Source organism: Bifidobacterium eulemuris (genome assembly GCF_014898155.1).
Classification (GTDB): domain Bacteria; phylum Actinomycetota; class Actinomycetes; order Actinomycetales; family Bifidobacteriaceae; genus Bifidobacterium; species Bifidobacterium eulemuris.
In genome coordinates, this window is sequence record NZ_CP062938.1 from 2177101 (window position 1) to 2193532 (window position 16432).

Consider the following 16432-nt stretch of genomic DNA (forward strand, 5'->3'; position numbering starts at 1 on the left):
GTCCGGCGCTTCGAGGTGAGGCGGCGGACGCCCTACGGACGGCGGGATTCCGACGTTATTCGACGAACATGGCGACATCCCAGGCGCCAAGCGTCACGGTGGAAGTCCTCTCCCCGTCATCCCACCGCGCAAGCGGGTCGGGCAGGTCGAGACAGACGGGATTCCATGACCAGTTGAACAACCAGTGGATGCGCTCGCCGTCCTCGTTGACGGCGGAGGAATGCGTGACGGTCGGATGGTCGAACAGGGCGTGTGACCAAGGGGAGCCCGGCAGTGCGAAGTCGTAGATCGAGGCCGCCAGAGCCGTGTTCGGCACCGTCGCCACCATCGTCACGCGTCCCGATGCGAGCGCGTTGCTGGTGATCACCGGATATTGGGCGAAATGCGGGTTGTCGGCCGGATCGATGCCGGCCAGGGCGTGACGGTCCGTCGGTTCGCCGCTTTGGACAAGGCTGTCGAGCCATATGGTGGCCTGCGAGCCTTCGCGCAGACGGAACCCGGCGTCATCGTCCGTGCGTGCGTGCAGTGTGATGGGAGCGTCGAGATTCCATGATTCCTGATACCCCGCGCCCGCCAGATCCTCGAGCCGGCTTGGCTTGGATTGCGTCCGGGCGCGCGCGAGCCCATCGGCGTAGCCGGTGCGTGGTCCGATGATGAGATGCCCTCCGGCCACCACGTAGGATCGCAGCCATTCCAGCATCGCGTCCGTGGCGACATACAGACCGGCGGCCACCAACACCGGATGCGCGGCGGCGAAGTCGCACGGCGCTGTGCGGAACGCGGACGCCATGTCCAAGGCGGCATCGCTTCCGGCGGTCAATCCGAAGCGCGCCGCGTCGGCGTCCATATCGACCAGCTGCGTGTCCTGCACGATGCGGACCTGACGGCCCGAGCGTACGGCACCGTCGTAGAACGCGCGGAACAGCTCATCATAGGCCGCGGGATTGTAGGGGATCTCTCCTGCGCAGGTGTGGGGCTGCTGGGTCAGCGCCCAGCGCGAACGCACCGAATAGACCATGGCGATATCCGCGTCGGGCTCGAGTCCCGTGACCCGCGCCCCCGCCCGCGCAAGCTCGCGTCCCAGCACGGAGACCTCCTGGTAGACGCGTCCCGGCGTCATGTCGTGGGGCAGGATGCCTCCCCAGAAGGTCTCGGTGCCGAAATGGATTTGCTGCCAAGGCCAGTACGAGATCATCCTCGCGCCGCGGGCGACGAACTGCCATCCGACCTGCCGCCACTGCCCGTGATATCCGGGGTAATGGCGGGCGGGACCGTCGATGGGGCCGCCGTTGGTCTCCGCGACCATGAACGGCGCCTGTTTGAACGAGAACATGCGGTCGCCGAGCAGCGACGGCGCGACGGCGCCCGACGTGATCCACGAGGAATCGATCGTCGTGTTCCCGGGAAGCCGCAGACCGTCGCCCATATGGATGTACGGATCGGCCGAGGCGACGTCCAGCAGGTCGGGAACCCTGCCCTCGTCCAAGGCGTAGCGTCCTATGGCGATGTTCACCGTGACGAACTGGTCGGGCCTGCGGAGCCCGTCGATGGCGGCGCGTTCCCATGCCAGGGATTCCTCGGCCAGCGACGCCTGGTAGATATGCCATTCGATATCGTACTGCGGCTGCGCGTTGCCCTCGGGTCGCCACAGGTCGTCCCACGTGCTCAACTCGTGCGACCAATACGCGGTGCCCCATTGGCGGTTGAGCTCCTCGACCGTGCCGTAACGGTGCCGCAGCCAGTCCTTGAATCCCTCGAAGGCGTCGTTGGTGCGGTTCTGCGCGATACCAGGCTCGTTATGCAGCTGCCAGCCGATCACCGCGCCGTGGTCGCGATACCGGGTGACGATGGCGCGGATGATACGCTCCGCGTACCAGCGGAACGCGGGATGGCTCATGCTGGCCTCCTCGCGGCCTCCGAACGCCGTGGCATGGTCGTGCATGTCGCGCAGGCCGATCTCCGGGTATTTGCGCGCCAGCCACAGGGGAACCGCATAGGTGGGCACTCCGATGATGGCACAGATGCCGTGTCTCGCCGCGGCATCGAGCACCGGTTCGAGCCAGTCGAGATCGAAGCGGCCGTCCTCGGGCTCCCAGTGGGACCAGACGCTTTCGCCCACGCGGATCACGTTCATGCCGGCTTGTTCCATAAGGGACATATCCGATTCGAGCCGATCGGTGTCGTCGTCGATATACCGCGGGCGGTATTCCGCGTAGTAAGATGCGCCGAACAGCACCGATCGGTCGCGGTTCGGATCGGAGGGCTGTCGGTTTGTGCGTTGCGTCGGGGACATGGGCGCTCCTCGTTGGGACTTGGGCGCGAAGGCGGGTGGGCCGTCGGTGCGGCCTGCGCTCCTGGGCGCCGAATGGTGATATTGTGAAGCCAAGCATATGGAGTGAAACGGCGTCGTTCTCTGGTATTTGAATCCAATACTCTAGAAAAAGAACGATGCTATGCCGAACGGTGTTCTGGAATGCGAGGTGGGCGATGAAGCCGGCGGAGAAGCTTGTGGCGGCGGATCGGTCCGATTTCATGACGAACACGCCCAGCGCCGTGGCCCGCCGGACGTTCGCGCATGTGGTATGGATCGGCGACTACGTGTATCAGGCGGGGTATCGGCAATCCCGCAGTTCGTTCGAGAGCTATCTGATCATGGTGGTGCTGCACGGCGGCCTTGATGTGTGGTGCGACGACGGCACCGCGGACGGCTGTCACGCGAGGGCCGGCGCGGGCCAGTTCGTGGTCCTGGACTGTCGCCCGCCGCATTCCTACGGCACCGACGAGGAGACGGAGCTGCTCTGGGTGCACTGCGATGGGCCGATGGTCAAAGGCTATGTCGATCTCATCGTCGGCGCGGGCCATCCGCGTATGACGCCGGTCGTCGAGCTGCGCGACCCCACCTATGCGATAGCGAGACTGCGGGCTCTGGTGGATTCGTTCATATCGGGGCCCCGTCTTTCCGAGGCCCGCGTCGGCAGGCTTCTTGTGGATGTTCTCACCGAATGCGCGGACGCGCGGTTGAGCGAGATTCGCGACGATTCCTCGCGTGCGGTCGCCGCCGCGCAGGACGCGGTCGATTACATCGCCTCCCATCTCGACGCCGACCTGAGGGTCGAGGATTTGGCGGAACGGGCGTTCATGAGTAAAAGCCAATTCACCGCGGCGTTCCGAAAGGTCACCGGACTCTCTCCCCATGCCTATGTGTTGGAGGCTCGCATGCGGACGGCCAGCTACCTGCTGACGCGCACCGACCGTCCGATCGGGCATATCATGCGCGCGTGCGGATACGCGGACGCGTCGGTGTTCGGCGCCGCGTTCAGGAAACGAATGGGGCAGAGCCCTCGGGAATACCGTAAGGCAACGCGTCAAAATCTATAGTTTTGGCAAGACTATCTCGATTTTCCTCCTGAAAACCGGCGGAGACTGGAACCAATTCCCATCACGGAATATGGAAAACAGACCCGCAAAGGAGCGAATCATGAACGAGTCCGGAACCGTCATCTGCGAAACCGAACGGATGACCATCCCCACGTACATCCCACCGAAACCGGAGGATATGCCGATGTTCTCCGAGTTTCGCCAGCATCAGGGATCCACAGGCTACGCCTATCCGAACAAGGCGACCATCGGCGTCGAAAGGGATGCGAAAACCGATGTCGACTACGATGTCGTGCGTCTGGAGAACGACTACATCCGACTGCTGGTCATCCCAGCGCTGGGCGGCAAGATCCTCGAAGGCTACGACAAGACCACCGACTACCACTTCATCTACCGCCAGAGCGTGATCAAACCGGTTTCCGTGGGATCCTACGGCTCGTGGCTCGCGGGCGGCATGGAATTCAACTATCCCTTCCACCATCGTCCCTCCACGTTCATGCCCGTCGACTTCACCGTCGAACACGGCGAGGACGGCTCGGTGACCGTCTGGCAGTCCGAGTCGTCCCCGTCTCCCGGACAGTACCGCATGAAAGGCACGTGGGGCATCAGACTCACTCCGGACGCCAGCTATTTCGAGACCATCGCCAAACTCGACAACCGCACCCCGCTGCGCAAGCCGTTCATGTGGTGGGAGAACTGCGGCGTGCACGTCAACGACGGCTACCAGCTGTTCTTCCCGCAGGATGTGGGCTGGGTGCACCACCATTACGACCGCCACCACGCCACATTCCCCATCAACAAGGGTTGGTACGCGGTCGAGAACTTCCCCGAGGCCACCGACATCTCTCGTCACGGCAATGTGGTCAAAGGCAACTCCTTCTTCTCCGGTCCGTCCAAATACGACTTCTTCGGCGGCTACGACCACGAGCGCGACTGTGGCACGATGCACATCGCCGACCATCATGTCAGCCCGGGCAAGAAGAACTTCCGTTGGGCGCAGGAGGATCTCGGCAAGGCTTGGAACGCGAATCTGACCGACACCGACGGCGAGCACGCCGAGCTTATGGCCGGATGCTACAACGACGACCAGCCGGACTTCGACTATCTCGCGCCGTTCGAAATCCGCCGCTTCAACCAGTTCTGGTACCCGTTCCAAGGAGTCAAGGCGCCGGTGTTCGCCAATATCCATGCCGCGGTCGGTCTGGACAAGGACGCGGGCAAGGCGCGGGTGATGGGCACCAAAACGCTTGAGGGCGCGCGTTTCCAGGTGCTCGACGGTCGGAACGTGCTGGTGGACGAGACCGTATGCCTCAAGCCCTCCCAGGCGGTGGAATTCGACGCCGCCCTGCCGCAGGACGATCTGACCGTGCGTCTGACCGCATCCGACGGCACGGTGCTGGTCGACTACACCGAAGACAAAGTGCAGGTGCTCGACATTCCCGCCGACAATCCCGGAATCCCCACGCCGCACGATGCGAGCCTGAAAACGGCGCAGGACGTGTGGCTGGCCGGCGAGCACATCGACCAGTACCGCGATCCGGCATGGAAAGGACGCGAATACTACCGGGTCGCGCTCGAGCGGGATCCGGACCATCTTCCCACGCTGACCTCGCTTGCCGAGGACCGCATCAACGTAGCCCACTACGACGAGGCGCTGGCCCTGCTGAACCACGCCCTCGAGGTGCAGGGCGCATACAACCAGAGCCCGTACGACGGCACCGTCAACTATCTGAAAGGACTGGCGCTGCGCGGTCTCGGACGGTTCGACGAAGCGTATGACGTGTTGTTCAAGGCCACATGGAGCAACAACGTCGTCAGTCCGGCCAAAGCGCTTATCGCGGCCATCGACGGCAGGCGCGGCGATTGGGAGCTGATGAGGCGCCACGCGCGCGAGGCGGCGGCGAAGGAAAGCGAGCATGCGCTCGCACGCGTCTACGAAGCGGCCGCCCTCGCGCGATTGGACGACGTCTCCGGCGCGGTCGCGTTGCTGCGCGAGGTCGTGGACGAGGACAGGCTCGACCATCTCGGTCGATTCATGCTCGCCTGGCTCGACGGTGGTTTCGAGGCGGATCCCGCGGCCTACTACGACATGATGTATTCCGATCCCTCCCAGACCGTGCTCGATGTGGCCTTCGATCTGATCGACGCCGGTCTGCTTCGCGAGGCGAAGGCCGTGCTCGAGGGGCTGATCGCCCGCGACTTGGAGTTGGGCGCCGCTTCGCCGGCCGGAGCCGACGGCTGGAACGCGCTTGATCCGATGGTGGAATACACGCTCGCGCATGTGTGCGCGTCGCTCGGCGATGTCGACGCCGCGGCCGCGGCCCGCCGGTCCGCGGCGGCCCTGCCGTTGACCAACACCTTCCCGTACCGCGTCGAGGAGATCGGCGTTCTGCGTGAGGCCGTGGCGGCCGATCCTTCGGACGCGCAGGCCGCCTATCTGCTCGGTTGCATCCTCTATGACAAGACCTTCTATGCGCAGGCCGCGGATTGCTTCAGAGCGACCATCGCGCTCAGGCCCGGTTTCCACCCCGCCTACCGCAACCTCGCCATCGCCTGCTTCAGCAAGCTCGGGCGTCGCGACGAGGCGCTCGAACTGATGAGGAAGGCCGTGAACGTCGATCCCGGCAACGATGTGCTCGTCAAAGAGACGAACTACGTCATGGCGAAACTCGGCGTGGAACCATCCGAACGGCTGCGCTTCCTCCTCGACAACATGCCCGAGCGGCCGTCCGACAATCTCACGTGGGATCTCGCCGACGCGTACAACGCCAACGGCGAATTCGACAAGGCGATGGACGTGATGCTCAACCACGAGTTCGTGGCCGCCGAATGCCAGGAGACCTACCAGGTCGAGGCGTGGACCTTCGCGAACGTGTGCAAAGGACGCACGCTGCTTCGCGACGGCGACGCCGCGGGCGCGCTCGAACGCTTCCGCGCCGCCCAGACCATCCCGCCCAACTTCCGCGCCGGATGGTGGGACACGCAGGCCTTGTATTATCCGAGGTATTTCGAAGGACTGGCGCTTAAGGCGTTGGGACGGGACGAGGAGGCGAAGGCTTCGGTCGCGCGTCTGATCCCCTTCATCCACTCCGGTTACAGCCCCTACATGGGACCGGAATGCGATGTGTACGTGGCCGGCGCGTACCGCATGCTCGGCGACGAGACCACCGCGAGGAAGTACCTGAGCGAATACGTGGTCGCATGGCGCAAGGATCTGGCGGCGGGCGATGTCGACCGCAAGCCCATCGTCACCTCGCTGTACTGGTCCTTCGTGCCGGACGCAGCCGGCGAGCACCGTGGCGAGATCCTGCGCGCGCTCGCCTACAGCCGGCTCTACTTCGGCGATGAGGAAGGGGCCAAGGCCCTGTTCGAGGACAGCCTGAAAGCCAACCCGGACAATCCCAAGGCTCGCTTCGAACTGACGCAGCTGGCCTGATGCGCCGATTCGCGCCGCGTGCCATGGCTCCACAGCCAGGCGCGCGGCGCGAGCCATGTGGCGCTGAGATGAATGGGCGCTTATGGGCGTCGCCGGGAATCCAGGAGGAATCATGACGGCACGATCGCGTTATCCCGAAGCGGTGTTGTGGGATATGGACGGCACGCTGATCGACTCCGATCCGTTGTGGTTGGAGGCGGAACGGAACGTGGCATCGGAATGGGGTCTGGAACTGGATGCAAGTGCGGAACATATGTTGGAGGGGGCCAGTCTGCCGCTATGCGCACACGTGTTGCGCGAGGCCGGTGTCGTATTGTCTCAGGACGCGATCGCGGAGCTTCTGGTCGCCGCCGTCGAATCGCGGATGAAGGGGATGCGCGGGGAGCGCGGTCAGGGGAGATGGGCAGCCGGAGCCCTCGGGCTTCTGGACGAATTGGGGAGGCGGGGCGTTCCCTCCGTGCTGGTCACCGGCTCTCCGACGCGCATCGTTCGTCTCGTGTTGGAGGCCTTGCCGCGGCGGGCGTTCGCCGAAGTGATCACTGGGGACTGCCCGTTGCCCGCGAAGCCCCTGCCGGACCGATATGTGGCCGCGGCCCGCATGGTGGGGGCGGATATTCGCCGCTGCGTGATTTTCGAGGACTCCGACGCGGGACTTCGCAGCGCCGTCGACTCGGGAGCGCAGGTCATAGCCGTGACGGCGTTGGCCCGCACGCCGGCGCCGGCAAGCCCCGCGTACCGCCGCGTTCGCGATTTTCGCGAACTGAGCGCGGAGTCGTTGCTCTGCGTATGAGGGGCGTGGCTGTCGGTTGCCAAGAAGGTGGGCAGGCGTTGGTTCCCGTAGGACTGGGTGCGCGAGCGGATTCGCGCTTATGGATGGGTCTAGTCGTGCGTCGGCGGCGGCACCACCGATCCGCGGTCCACGAGCATCGGGTCGATGTACACGTGGCGCGCCGCCGCCTCCGGATTCTGGATGCGGTGGAGCAGCGTGTGTATCGCCGCCTGCGCAAGGTCGCGATCGGAGGAGCGCAGCACGGTCAGAGGCCGCGAGCTGGGGGTGGCGAAGCCGTCCACGGAGATCAGCGAGATGTCCTGCGGCACCTTCTTGCCATGCCGCTCCAGCGCCTGCGCGAGGGCGATGGCCAGATAGTCGGAATGCACCAGCAGGGCGGTGACGTTCGACGAGAGCACCGTGGCGACGATATCGTCCACGCCGCGGGTGTCGTAGGGCATGATGCCGTCGATGATGAACGGGCAGTCGATGCGGTCCGTGCCGTTCACGACGCGCTTCCATCCGGTGAGGATCTGATTCGAAGTGGGGGTTTCGGTGAAGGCGGCGCCCACGCGCGTGTGCCCGCGCTCAAGGAAATGCGTGGCGGCCTTGCGCACGCCGTAATGGTGGTTGGTGCGCACGGAGTCCACGAAGCTGGCCTGCAGCAGCGGCTGGCTGCGCTCGACAGCCACGGTGGGCAGCGCGGCCCGCGCGATCCAGTCCCAGGTGCGCTGTCCGATTTCGGGATGGGCGTTGGGGGCGACGATAAGCCCGCAGACGGTGGGATCGTCCGCGAACTCCTGCAGGATGTTCTCCTCGTGGATGTCCTCCTCGTAGGCGGACTCGCGGGTGATCAGCCGCAGTCCCATGCGGGTGGCGATCTCGTGCATGTGGTTGATGACGCCGGGCCAGAAGAAGCTCGGCTCCGGCAGCATCACGCCGATGGCCGGTTGGTCCGAGGGAAGTTCGAAGCGGCCGTCCACGGCGCGCACGGTGGTTCCCGAGTCGGTGCGTTCGGAGACCACGCTGGAGATGTCGTTGAGCGCGGCTTTCGTCGCAATCCGTTCGGCGGTGTCGCTGACGGACATGGCACCGCCGCGCACGCGTTTGAGCAGTCCCGCCTTGGCCAATACCGTCAGATCGCGGCGTACGGTGATTTCCGTGGTGTTGAGCAGCTGCGCGAGTTCCGGAACCGTGGCGACGCTTTGCCGGGTGAGCAGGCTGAGGATCATGTCCTGGCGTTCTGCGGGCAGGTAGTCGCGTTTGGCGGTTTCGTCGGCCGGGGCGAGGTCGGTGTCTGACATGGCTTCACCGCTTTCGAAGTCTGTGTGGGCGCTGGTCGGCGCCTGCAATCTATCACTTATGATCATCTTCGAGCATAGCACGAAACGCCGAGTGGCTGTGATCGTTTAGGAGTCGTTATCGAGGTGATATTGCCTTTTTTGATGAATGTTTGTGAATGGAGATGATTAAAACTGATTGATTATGATATGATGATGGTGTTCACAACAGGATCGATGATCGCAACAGCGCGAACATCGATGAGGAAATGATCAAAGGAACGCCAATGTTGAAGTTCTCTGATGAGTTTTGGACGTCGACGTCGGGTGATCTGTCGCAGCGTCGCGAGGCGCTGGCGGTGCCGGCCGTGGTCGATGGTCCGGGGGACGCGGTCAGGATCGTGGTCGATCCCGCCGACCGCGGGCAGCCGTGGATCGGCGCGGGCGCGGCCGTCACGGACGCCGCGGCCTCGTTGATCTGGAACAGCATGGACGCCGGGCGGCGCCACGAGTTCCTGGACGAGTGCTTCAACCCGGAGCGGGGCGGGTTCTCCGTGGTGCGCGTCCCGTTGGGCTCGTGCGAGCCCGCGGCCCAGCCGTACTACACGTACGACGACGTGCCCTTCGGCGAGCACGACAACACGCTCTCCAAGTTCTCCCTGGGCGAGGGCGAGCCCGGCGCGCCGGACGCGACCAAGGACCTCAAGCACATCGTCCCGGTCCTTCAGGAGATCCTCGCGATCAACCCGGCCGTCAAGATCATCGCCTCGCCGTGGAGCGCGCCGGCCTGGATGAAGAACACCGGCCACCTGTGCCAGGGCGGCCGCCTGCGCTTCGGCGAGTGGACCGGCAACGGCTTCGACCCGATGCACGACTCCTTCGAGGGCTGCTACGCGCGCTACTTCGTCAGATACGTCGAGGAGATGGCCAAACTGGGCATCCCGATCTGGGGCGTGACCGTGCAGAACGAGCCCTCCAACGCGCCCAAATGGCCGGCCATGATGTGGACCCTCAAGGAGCAGGCCGCGTTCGTCCACGACTTCCTGCGCCCCGCGATGAACGAGCGGTTCCCCGAGATGCGCATCTTCGTCAACGACGACTCCACCCACAACCTCATGTGGCCGGTGCGCGACCTGGTCACCCCGGACCAGGCGTCCTCGATCGACGGGCTGACCGTGCACACCTACGAGGGCCCGTACGAGAACTTCTTCAACGCGTCGCGCGCCTACCCGCACTGGACGCTGGGCATGACCGAGCGCCGCTGCATGATCGACGAGACCCCCGAGGACGCCGCGCACATCATGTCCGGCGTCATCGGCAACTGGCTCGTGCGCAACGGGGAGGGGTTCATCGCCCTGTGGAACCTCGCGCTCGACGAGCGCGGCCTGCCCAACCAGGTCGGCGCGACCGGACGGCGCGGCGTGGTCACCGTCCACCACGAGACCGGCGGCGTGATCCGCAACCTCGAGTACTTCATGCTGCGCGCCTTCGGCCAGGACGTCGAGCCCGGGAGCGTGGTCGTGCGCTCGTCCAACCACACGCCCGACGGATGGTCCGGCGGCCTGGGATCGGTCGCGTTCCTCGCGCCCGACGGGGGCGTGTCCGCGCACATCTACAACCCGACCGGAGAGAGCGTCGAGGCGGCCGTGACCATCAACGGGATGGGCGGCATGTGGCAGAAGGTCGTCGTGCCCGCCTGGGGCACCGTCACCATGCACAAAAACCACCACCCCATCAACGAATCCACCGTCCCCGACGACGACCAATTCGAACTCAACCCCGAACCCAAGCATCTGCTCGGCGACGTGGCCCCCGGAAAAACCCGCGTCTGGGGCGCCGACGAGTGACCCACGGCGGCGAACCCGTCGGGAAGCCGAGCCCTAGCGTCATATGAACGCCGTCCTTGCCAAGGAGGGACCTATGAACCCCATCAACGAATACGCATACGAATACTGGACCCGCACAAGCGGCGACCTGGCCGACCGCCGCGCGCCCATACCCACGCCCGACGTCACCGACGAACTCGGCGACGCCGTCGCCGTGGTGATCGACCCCACCCGGGAATACCAGATGTGGGAGGGCGTCGGCGCGGCCATCACCGACTCCTCCGCATATCTGTTCATGACCGCCATGAGCGCGGAGCAACGCCATGCGATCCTGAGCGAGATGTTCGACCCCGAGCAGGGCGGTTTCTCCTCCGTGCGCATATCGATCGGCGCCTGCGACTTCTCCAGCCAGAAGTACTACACCTACGACGATCTGCCCGAAGGCGTGGCCGCGGACCCCTCGCTCGCGTACTTCTCCATCGGCGAGGGCGAGCCCGGCGCGCCGGACGCCACGCGGGACATGAAATACGTCGTGCCGGTGCTCAAGGAGATCCTCGCGATCAACCCGGCCGTCAAGATCATGGCCTCGCCGTGGAGCGCTCCGGCCTGGATGAAGACCTCCAACCGCATCGACGGCGCGGGCCGTCTGCGGCTGGGCGAATACGTGGGCAACGGCTACCGCTACCAGGACACCATCGACTACGTGTACGCGCAGTATTTCGTGAAGTTCATCGCCGCCTACGCCAGGCTCGGCATCCGCATCAGCTCGGTGACCATGCAGAACGAGCCGAGCAACGGCTGTCCGTGGCCGATCACCGTGTGGACTCCCGAGGAGTTGGCCGTATGGGGCAGCGAATACCTGCGTCCCGCGCTCGACCGCAGCTTCCCCGATGTGGAGATCTATTTCGGAGATGACTCCTTGCGCTTCTGGCAGCGTCCGGCGTCCGAGTATATGACTCCCGCCCAGGCCAACGCCTTCGCGGGGGCCGCCTTCCACACCTATTCCGGCCTGCCGGAGTGGGTGGGCAACGGCACCCGCCAGTTCCCGCATTGGAAGGCCGCCATGACCGAGCGCCGCTGCATGCTCGACGAAACCGTGGCCGAAGCCAGCCATGTGATGTTCGGCGAGATCGGCACCTGGATGGTGCGCAACGGCGTGGGCCTGATCAACCTGTGGAACATGGCGCTCGACGAGCGGGGATGGCCCAGCTGGGCCGGCACCTCCGGCCGCCGCGGCGTCATCACCGTCGACTCGTCCACCGGCAAGGTCAAGCGCAACCTCGAATACTTCATGCTGCGCAACTTCGGACAGGACGTTTCGGTCGGCTCACGCCGCGTCGCCTCCACCAACCGCACGCCCGACGGGCGCAACGGCGGGCTGGGCTCCGTCGCCTTCGTCTCGAGACGGGGCGATCTGTCGGCCATCCTCCACAACCCCACCGACACGCCGATCGAGACCGCCGTCACCGTCAACGGCGAAGGCCCGCGCTGGCAGAAGGCCGTCGTTCCCGCCTACGGAACGGTGAGCCTGCGCAAATCCGACCGGCCGGTCAACACCACGCAGGCCCCGTCCGACGACGAGTTCGAGATCGTCTGCACGCCCCACCCGGCCGACGACCACGACGAGACGTTGTTCTGACGTTCGAATGGCTTGCGGGCGATGCGGATTCCCCGCAAACCGCCCGCCCACGGGTATGGAAAGGGCTTCTCCCGATGAACGCGATCGATTTGATGGTCGACGACCGCCGCGAGCCGGTTGATTTGGAACCGGGGCGGCCGGCGACGTTGCGCTGGCGTCCGTCCGCGGACGGCGACGGCGCGACTCGTCGGATCTCCGCCTGCCATGTGGTGGTGTCCCTGCGCCCGGAGGCGGCCGAGGCCGGCGAGGGCGACGTGTGGGATTCCGGCCCGCGGCTTACGGACGGATTGGACGGCGTCGAACTCGAGGTGGATATGTCGCCTTCGCGCCGGTATTGGACGGCCGTGCGGCTGCGCGACGACGATGGCGTCTGGTCCGATTGGAGCAGGGCCGTCACCTTCGGCACGGGCGCGGGCGCGCGTTGGGAGCCGGCGCGGCCCATCTGGCTCGATGGGCGCGACGACGCGGGCGACGCGGCCGAGGACAACGCGACCGGCTGGGCGTTTCTGCGCGGACGGTTCATCCTGCCGGACAAGCCGATCGCCTGGGCCACGTTGAACGCGACCGGCGCCTCTACCGCGCCCTCCCGCCAGTTCGTCTACCGGATGTGGATGAACGGCGCGTTCGTGGGATGCGGTCCGGTGTTTCCGACCGGAGACGAAACCCGATACGACGGCTACGACGTCACCGGTCTGCTCGCGGCCGGGGAGAACGTCATCGGCGTTGTGGCCTATGCGATGGCGGACCGGCGTTTCGCGGCCCAACTGGACGTGTGCTTCGAGGACTCCACGATGCTGCATGTCGGCACCGGGCCGGATTGGCGGGGCTACGACGGCTCGCTGGCGTATCCGACCAGTCCGACCATCGGCACATGGGCCTTCGACGCGCCCAGCGAGGATCTGCAGACCGGGCTGTATCCGTTCGGCTTCGCCGATAGGGGCTTCGACGACGCGGCCTGGACGCCGGTGGCCGTCAAACGGCCGTTCGCGCGGTATGAGGCCACGCCGGCCGACCCGATGGGCGTGCGTTACGTCCAAGCCGAAAGCCTGCGCCCGACCGAATCGGGCGGCGTGGTCGTCGACTTCGGACGCGGCTGGATGGGCGGCATCCGTCTGCTGCTGGACGTCGCCGAGCCGCTGGGCCTCACGGTGCGTTTCGGAGAGCAGTTGGAGCCCGACGGCACGGTTCGATATCACTTGAGCTGCTTCAACACCTACGAGGATCGATGGAGCCTGATGCCGCGGGCCAACGGAACACCGCTGGAGACGTGGGGCATCCGCGTGTTCAGGTACGTCGAACTGGTTCCGGACCGGCCCATGCCCGATCTGCTGGAACGGTTGAAGGGATCCGCCGACGCGCTGCGCGCGGCCGTGCTGGTGCAGCCGATGTCTGGCGACGGCCGCTTCGTCTCGTCGGACGCCACCCTCAACCGGGTGTGGGAGCTGTGCCGCCACACCATCGAGGCCTTCAACGGCAATATCTACGTCGATTCGTGGACCCGCGAACGCGCGCCCTACGAGGCCGACGCGTGGATCCAACAGCGTGCGCACCTGGCCCTTGACGACGCGCCCGCGCTCGGCCGTCTCACCGTGGACCATCTGATCGCGAACCGCACCTGGCCCACCGAATGGCCGTTCTACCTGATTCTCGCCGTGCACGACGCTTGGATGCATACGGGCTCCCTCGACCAGGCTCGCATGCGATACGAAGGTTTGGCGGCGCTGCTGCCCGAACGCTACCGTGACGAGGCCAGCGGGCTGATCGTCAAGGATCCGGGCGAACCCAGCGTGATGGACGGCGATCTGGTCGACTGGCCGCAAAGTGAGCGCGACGGGTACGTGTTCGGTCGGGTCAACACGGTGGTCAACGCGATCGCCAGCCAGGCATACGCCGATATGGCCGATATGGCCGCGGCCCTCGGCCGTCCCCGCGACGCCGAACGTTGGCGGCATGCGGCCGAAGGCATCCGCTCCGCCCTGCATCGATACTGCTACGACCGGACGATTGGCGCGTATATCGACGGTTTGGAGGACGCGCCCGCCGGTTCGTATGGTTCGTACGCCGGCTCGTGCGGCTCGTGCGGTTCATACGACGGCTCGGTCAAGCCGCTGCGCCACCATTCGCTGCATGCCAGCGCTTATGTGCTGGCCTTCGCCGAGCCTCCCTCCGACCGGATCGCGCCGCTTGGGGCGTACCTGCGCTCGCGGGGCATGGCGTGCAGTGTGTACACCGCCGCGGTGTATCTCGACGGTCTGTTCCGCGCCGGTTTGGGTGCCGACGCGGTGACGCTGCTGACTGGCACCGAAGACATGCGCACGTGGGCGCATATGCTTGACGTGGGTGCCGGCGCCACCATGGAGGCATGGGATGCCGACTTGAAACCCAACACCACGTATTCGCATCCGTGGGCCGCGTCCCCGGCATCGCTGCTGCCGCACGGCCTGCTGGGCATCCGCCCCATCGAGCCGGGCTACCGGCGCTTCGCGGTGATGCCGCAACCGGGTGCCTTGGCGGCGGCCGAAGCGGAGCTGCCGACCCGTGCGGGCGTGATCGGCGCGTCCTACCGTGTGTTCGGGCATGCGCCAAGCGGCTCGGATCCACGGGTCGAAGGCATCCGTATCGAGGTGACGGTGCCGCCACGCACCGAGGCCACCGTGGTGCTGCCGCCCATCCGAGCCGTCGCGCCGGGGGATGGGGCGCATGTGGACGTCGACGGCGTCCCGACGTCGGTCGTCACCGAGCGTGGGGAGTCTCGTATCGCCGGTGTGAGATGCCTCCCCGGCTCGGTGGTTATTCGCCGTATGACGGCCGGAAAACACGTCGTTATCGCGCGGATGGGCGTGGATGCCTCAGGATCTGAGGGGTTGCGGTTATGACGGTCCGATTGGCGATGCCCGTCTCACTCGGCGAATGCGGCCTCGACGGCCTTGTATTCGGCTGCGGTGATCGGCAGGATCGCCCCGTGACGCTTCTTCAGCGTGCCGAAGTCGATGTCGTCGGCCACGGCCCAGTCTTGTGGGTCGCGCGACGACAGGTCGGCCGAGCGGAACGGCAGGTATCCCTTGGCTTCGCCGAACTGGTCGCACATCAGTCCGTAGGCCATCGTACGTCCGTCGACCACGCGTATGTCGGCGTCGTTGTAGCGGAAGAGCTCCGGCCCTTCCAGGTAGCGGCACGAGTATCGTCCGTTGCCGAGGATGTCGGTGAGGGTGCCGACGAAGGACCAGGCCTGCGGATCGTCGGTGCGTCGCGCCTCGTGGGTGACGGCGTAGGGGTTGCGCGTGCGTTCGATGGTGATTTCGGAATCCTTGGACGCGCGGTACCACCAGCCGTCGTCGTCGCGGATCATGGTGGTGTCGATGACGCTGCTGCTGCGGTCGATCCATTTGACTGGGGCGGAGAAGGTGCGGAAGTCCTCGGTGGTCGCGTAGTACATGTTGGTGCGGTCGCCGAGTTCGTTGTTGAGCGCCGCCTCCGGAGCGCCTTCGGGCGCGTCGGCGTTGGTTGTGGTGGCCCAGAACACGATCCATTGGCCGCGGTCGGGATCCCAGCAGGCCTCGGGCGCCCAGGCCATGCCCGCGCCGGGGATCGTGGAGGCCACGTCGACCAGGCGTGGTTCGCTCCAATGCGCCAGGTCGGGGGAGTCCCAGACCACCAGTCCGGTGGAGCCGTTGGTGGTGGCGCCGTCGTTCGGTCCCCATCCGCCGCGGTGGTGGATGCTCAGATCGGTGGCGATGATATGGAATCCTCCGCGCGGGTCGCGCACGATATGCGGGTCGCGCGTGCCCCGCTCGCCGCCGAGCCAGGTCAGCGCCGGTCGTCCCGCCGGGCGGAGGTCACGCCAGTGTGTGCCGTCGTGGCTGAGTGCGAAGTACAGTTGTTCGTCGGTGGGGTTCCGTTCGTCGCCGATGAAATGCACGAACAGATACGCGCTGGTGGGTTCGGTCATGATGTTCCTTCTCCCCTGGGGTATGGGGCTGCGTTCCGTGGTCCATGGATTCCACACCGGCGGGACGTGCGTGTCCGACTGGCGCGGTTCTCTAATCATACGTATATAGTTAACGTTAACATATTGTTGGTCGTTGATAAAAAGACGGCCCGTTT

General features: G+C 65.6%; 9 protein-coding genes. 6 read left to right on the forward strand and 3 right to left on the reverse strand.

The genetic code is table 11. From position 1 onward, the window contains the following. Positions 1-55 precede the first annotated feature (55 nt). Positions 56-2293 carry a beta-galactosidase gene (locus BE0216_RS09090; RefSeq protein ID WP_094637764.1) on the reverse strand — a complete coding sequence of 746 codons (2238 nt, stop codon included), beginning with the start codon at positions 2291-2293 and terminating at the stop codon, positions 56-58. A gap of 194 nt (positions 2294-2487) precedes the next feature. Here BE0216_RS09090 and BE0216_RS09095 point away from each other — a divergent pair, with 194 nt between their 5' ends. The 3 genes from BE0216_RS09095 (at position 2488) to BE0216_RS09105 (ending at position 7604) form a co-directional block, all read left to right on the forward strand. Beyond that, positions 2488-3378 (forward strand): AraC family transcriptional regulator, encoded by an 891-nt coding sequence (locus BE0216_RS09095; protein WP_158217258.1) that lies wholly within the window; start codon positions 2488-2490, stop codon positions 3376-3378. Between the two features lie 100 nt (positions 3379-3478). Then, entirely contained in the window at positions 3479-6814 is a 3336-nt protein-coding gene (locus BE0216_RS09100) for a DUF5107 domain-containing protein (protein WP_158217259.1), read from the forward strand. 112 nt (positions 6815-6926) lie between these two features. Further along, positions 6927-7604, forward strand: coding sequence for an HAD family hydrolase (locus BE0216_RS09105; protein WP_158217260.1), 678 nt, complete (start codon positions 6927-6929; stop codon positions 7602-7604). Between the two features lie 89 nt (positions 7605-7693). Here BE0216_RS09105 and BE0216_RS09110 read toward each other — a convergent pair whose 3' ends face one another. Continuing rightward, positions 7694-8887 carry a substrate-binding domain-containing protein gene (locus tag BE0216_RS09110; protein ID WP_158217261.1) on the reverse strand — a complete coding sequence of 398 codons (1194 nt, stop codon included), beginning with the start codon at positions 8885-8887 and terminating at the stop codon, positions 7694-7696. 263 nt (positions 8888-9150) lie between these two features. Here BE0216_RS09110 and BE0216_RS09115 point away from each other — a divergent pair, with 263 nt between their 5' ends. The 3 genes from BE0216_RS09115 to BE0216_RS09125 all read left to right on the forward strand — a co-directional run bounded on the left by BE0216_RS09115 (position 9151) and on the right by BE0216_RS09125 (position 15204). Continuing rightward, on the forward strand, positions 9151-10710 hold the full coding sequence (locus BE0216_RS09115) for a glycoside hydrolase family 30 protein (protein WP_193042853.1): 1560 nt from the start codon (positions 9151-9153) through the stop codon (positions 10708-10710). A 73-nt stretch (positions 10711-10783) separates the two neighbouring features. Further along, positions 10784-12328, forward strand: coding sequence for a glycoside hydrolase family 30 protein (locus BE0216_RS09120; RefSeq protein ID WP_094637214.1), 1545 nt, complete (start codon positions 10784-10786; stop codon positions 12326-12328). A 74-nt stretch (positions 12329-12402) separates the two neighbouring features. Further along, positions 12403-15204 carry an alpha-L-rhamnosidase-related protein gene (locus BE0216_RS09125; RefSeq protein ID WP_094637215.1) on the forward strand — a complete coding sequence of 934 codons (2802 nt, stop codon included), beginning with the start codon at positions 12403-12405 and terminating at the stop codon, positions 15202-15204. 23 nt (positions 15205-15227) lie between these two features. On the opposite strand, the gene BE0216_RS09130 is transcribed toward BE0216_RS09125, so the two are convergent. Beyond that, entirely contained in the window at positions 15228-16277 is a 1050-nt protein-coding gene (locus tag BE0216_RS09130; protein ID WP_094637216.1) for a glycoside hydrolase family 43 protein, read from the reverse strand. Positions 16278-16432: the final 155 nt, after the last annotated feature.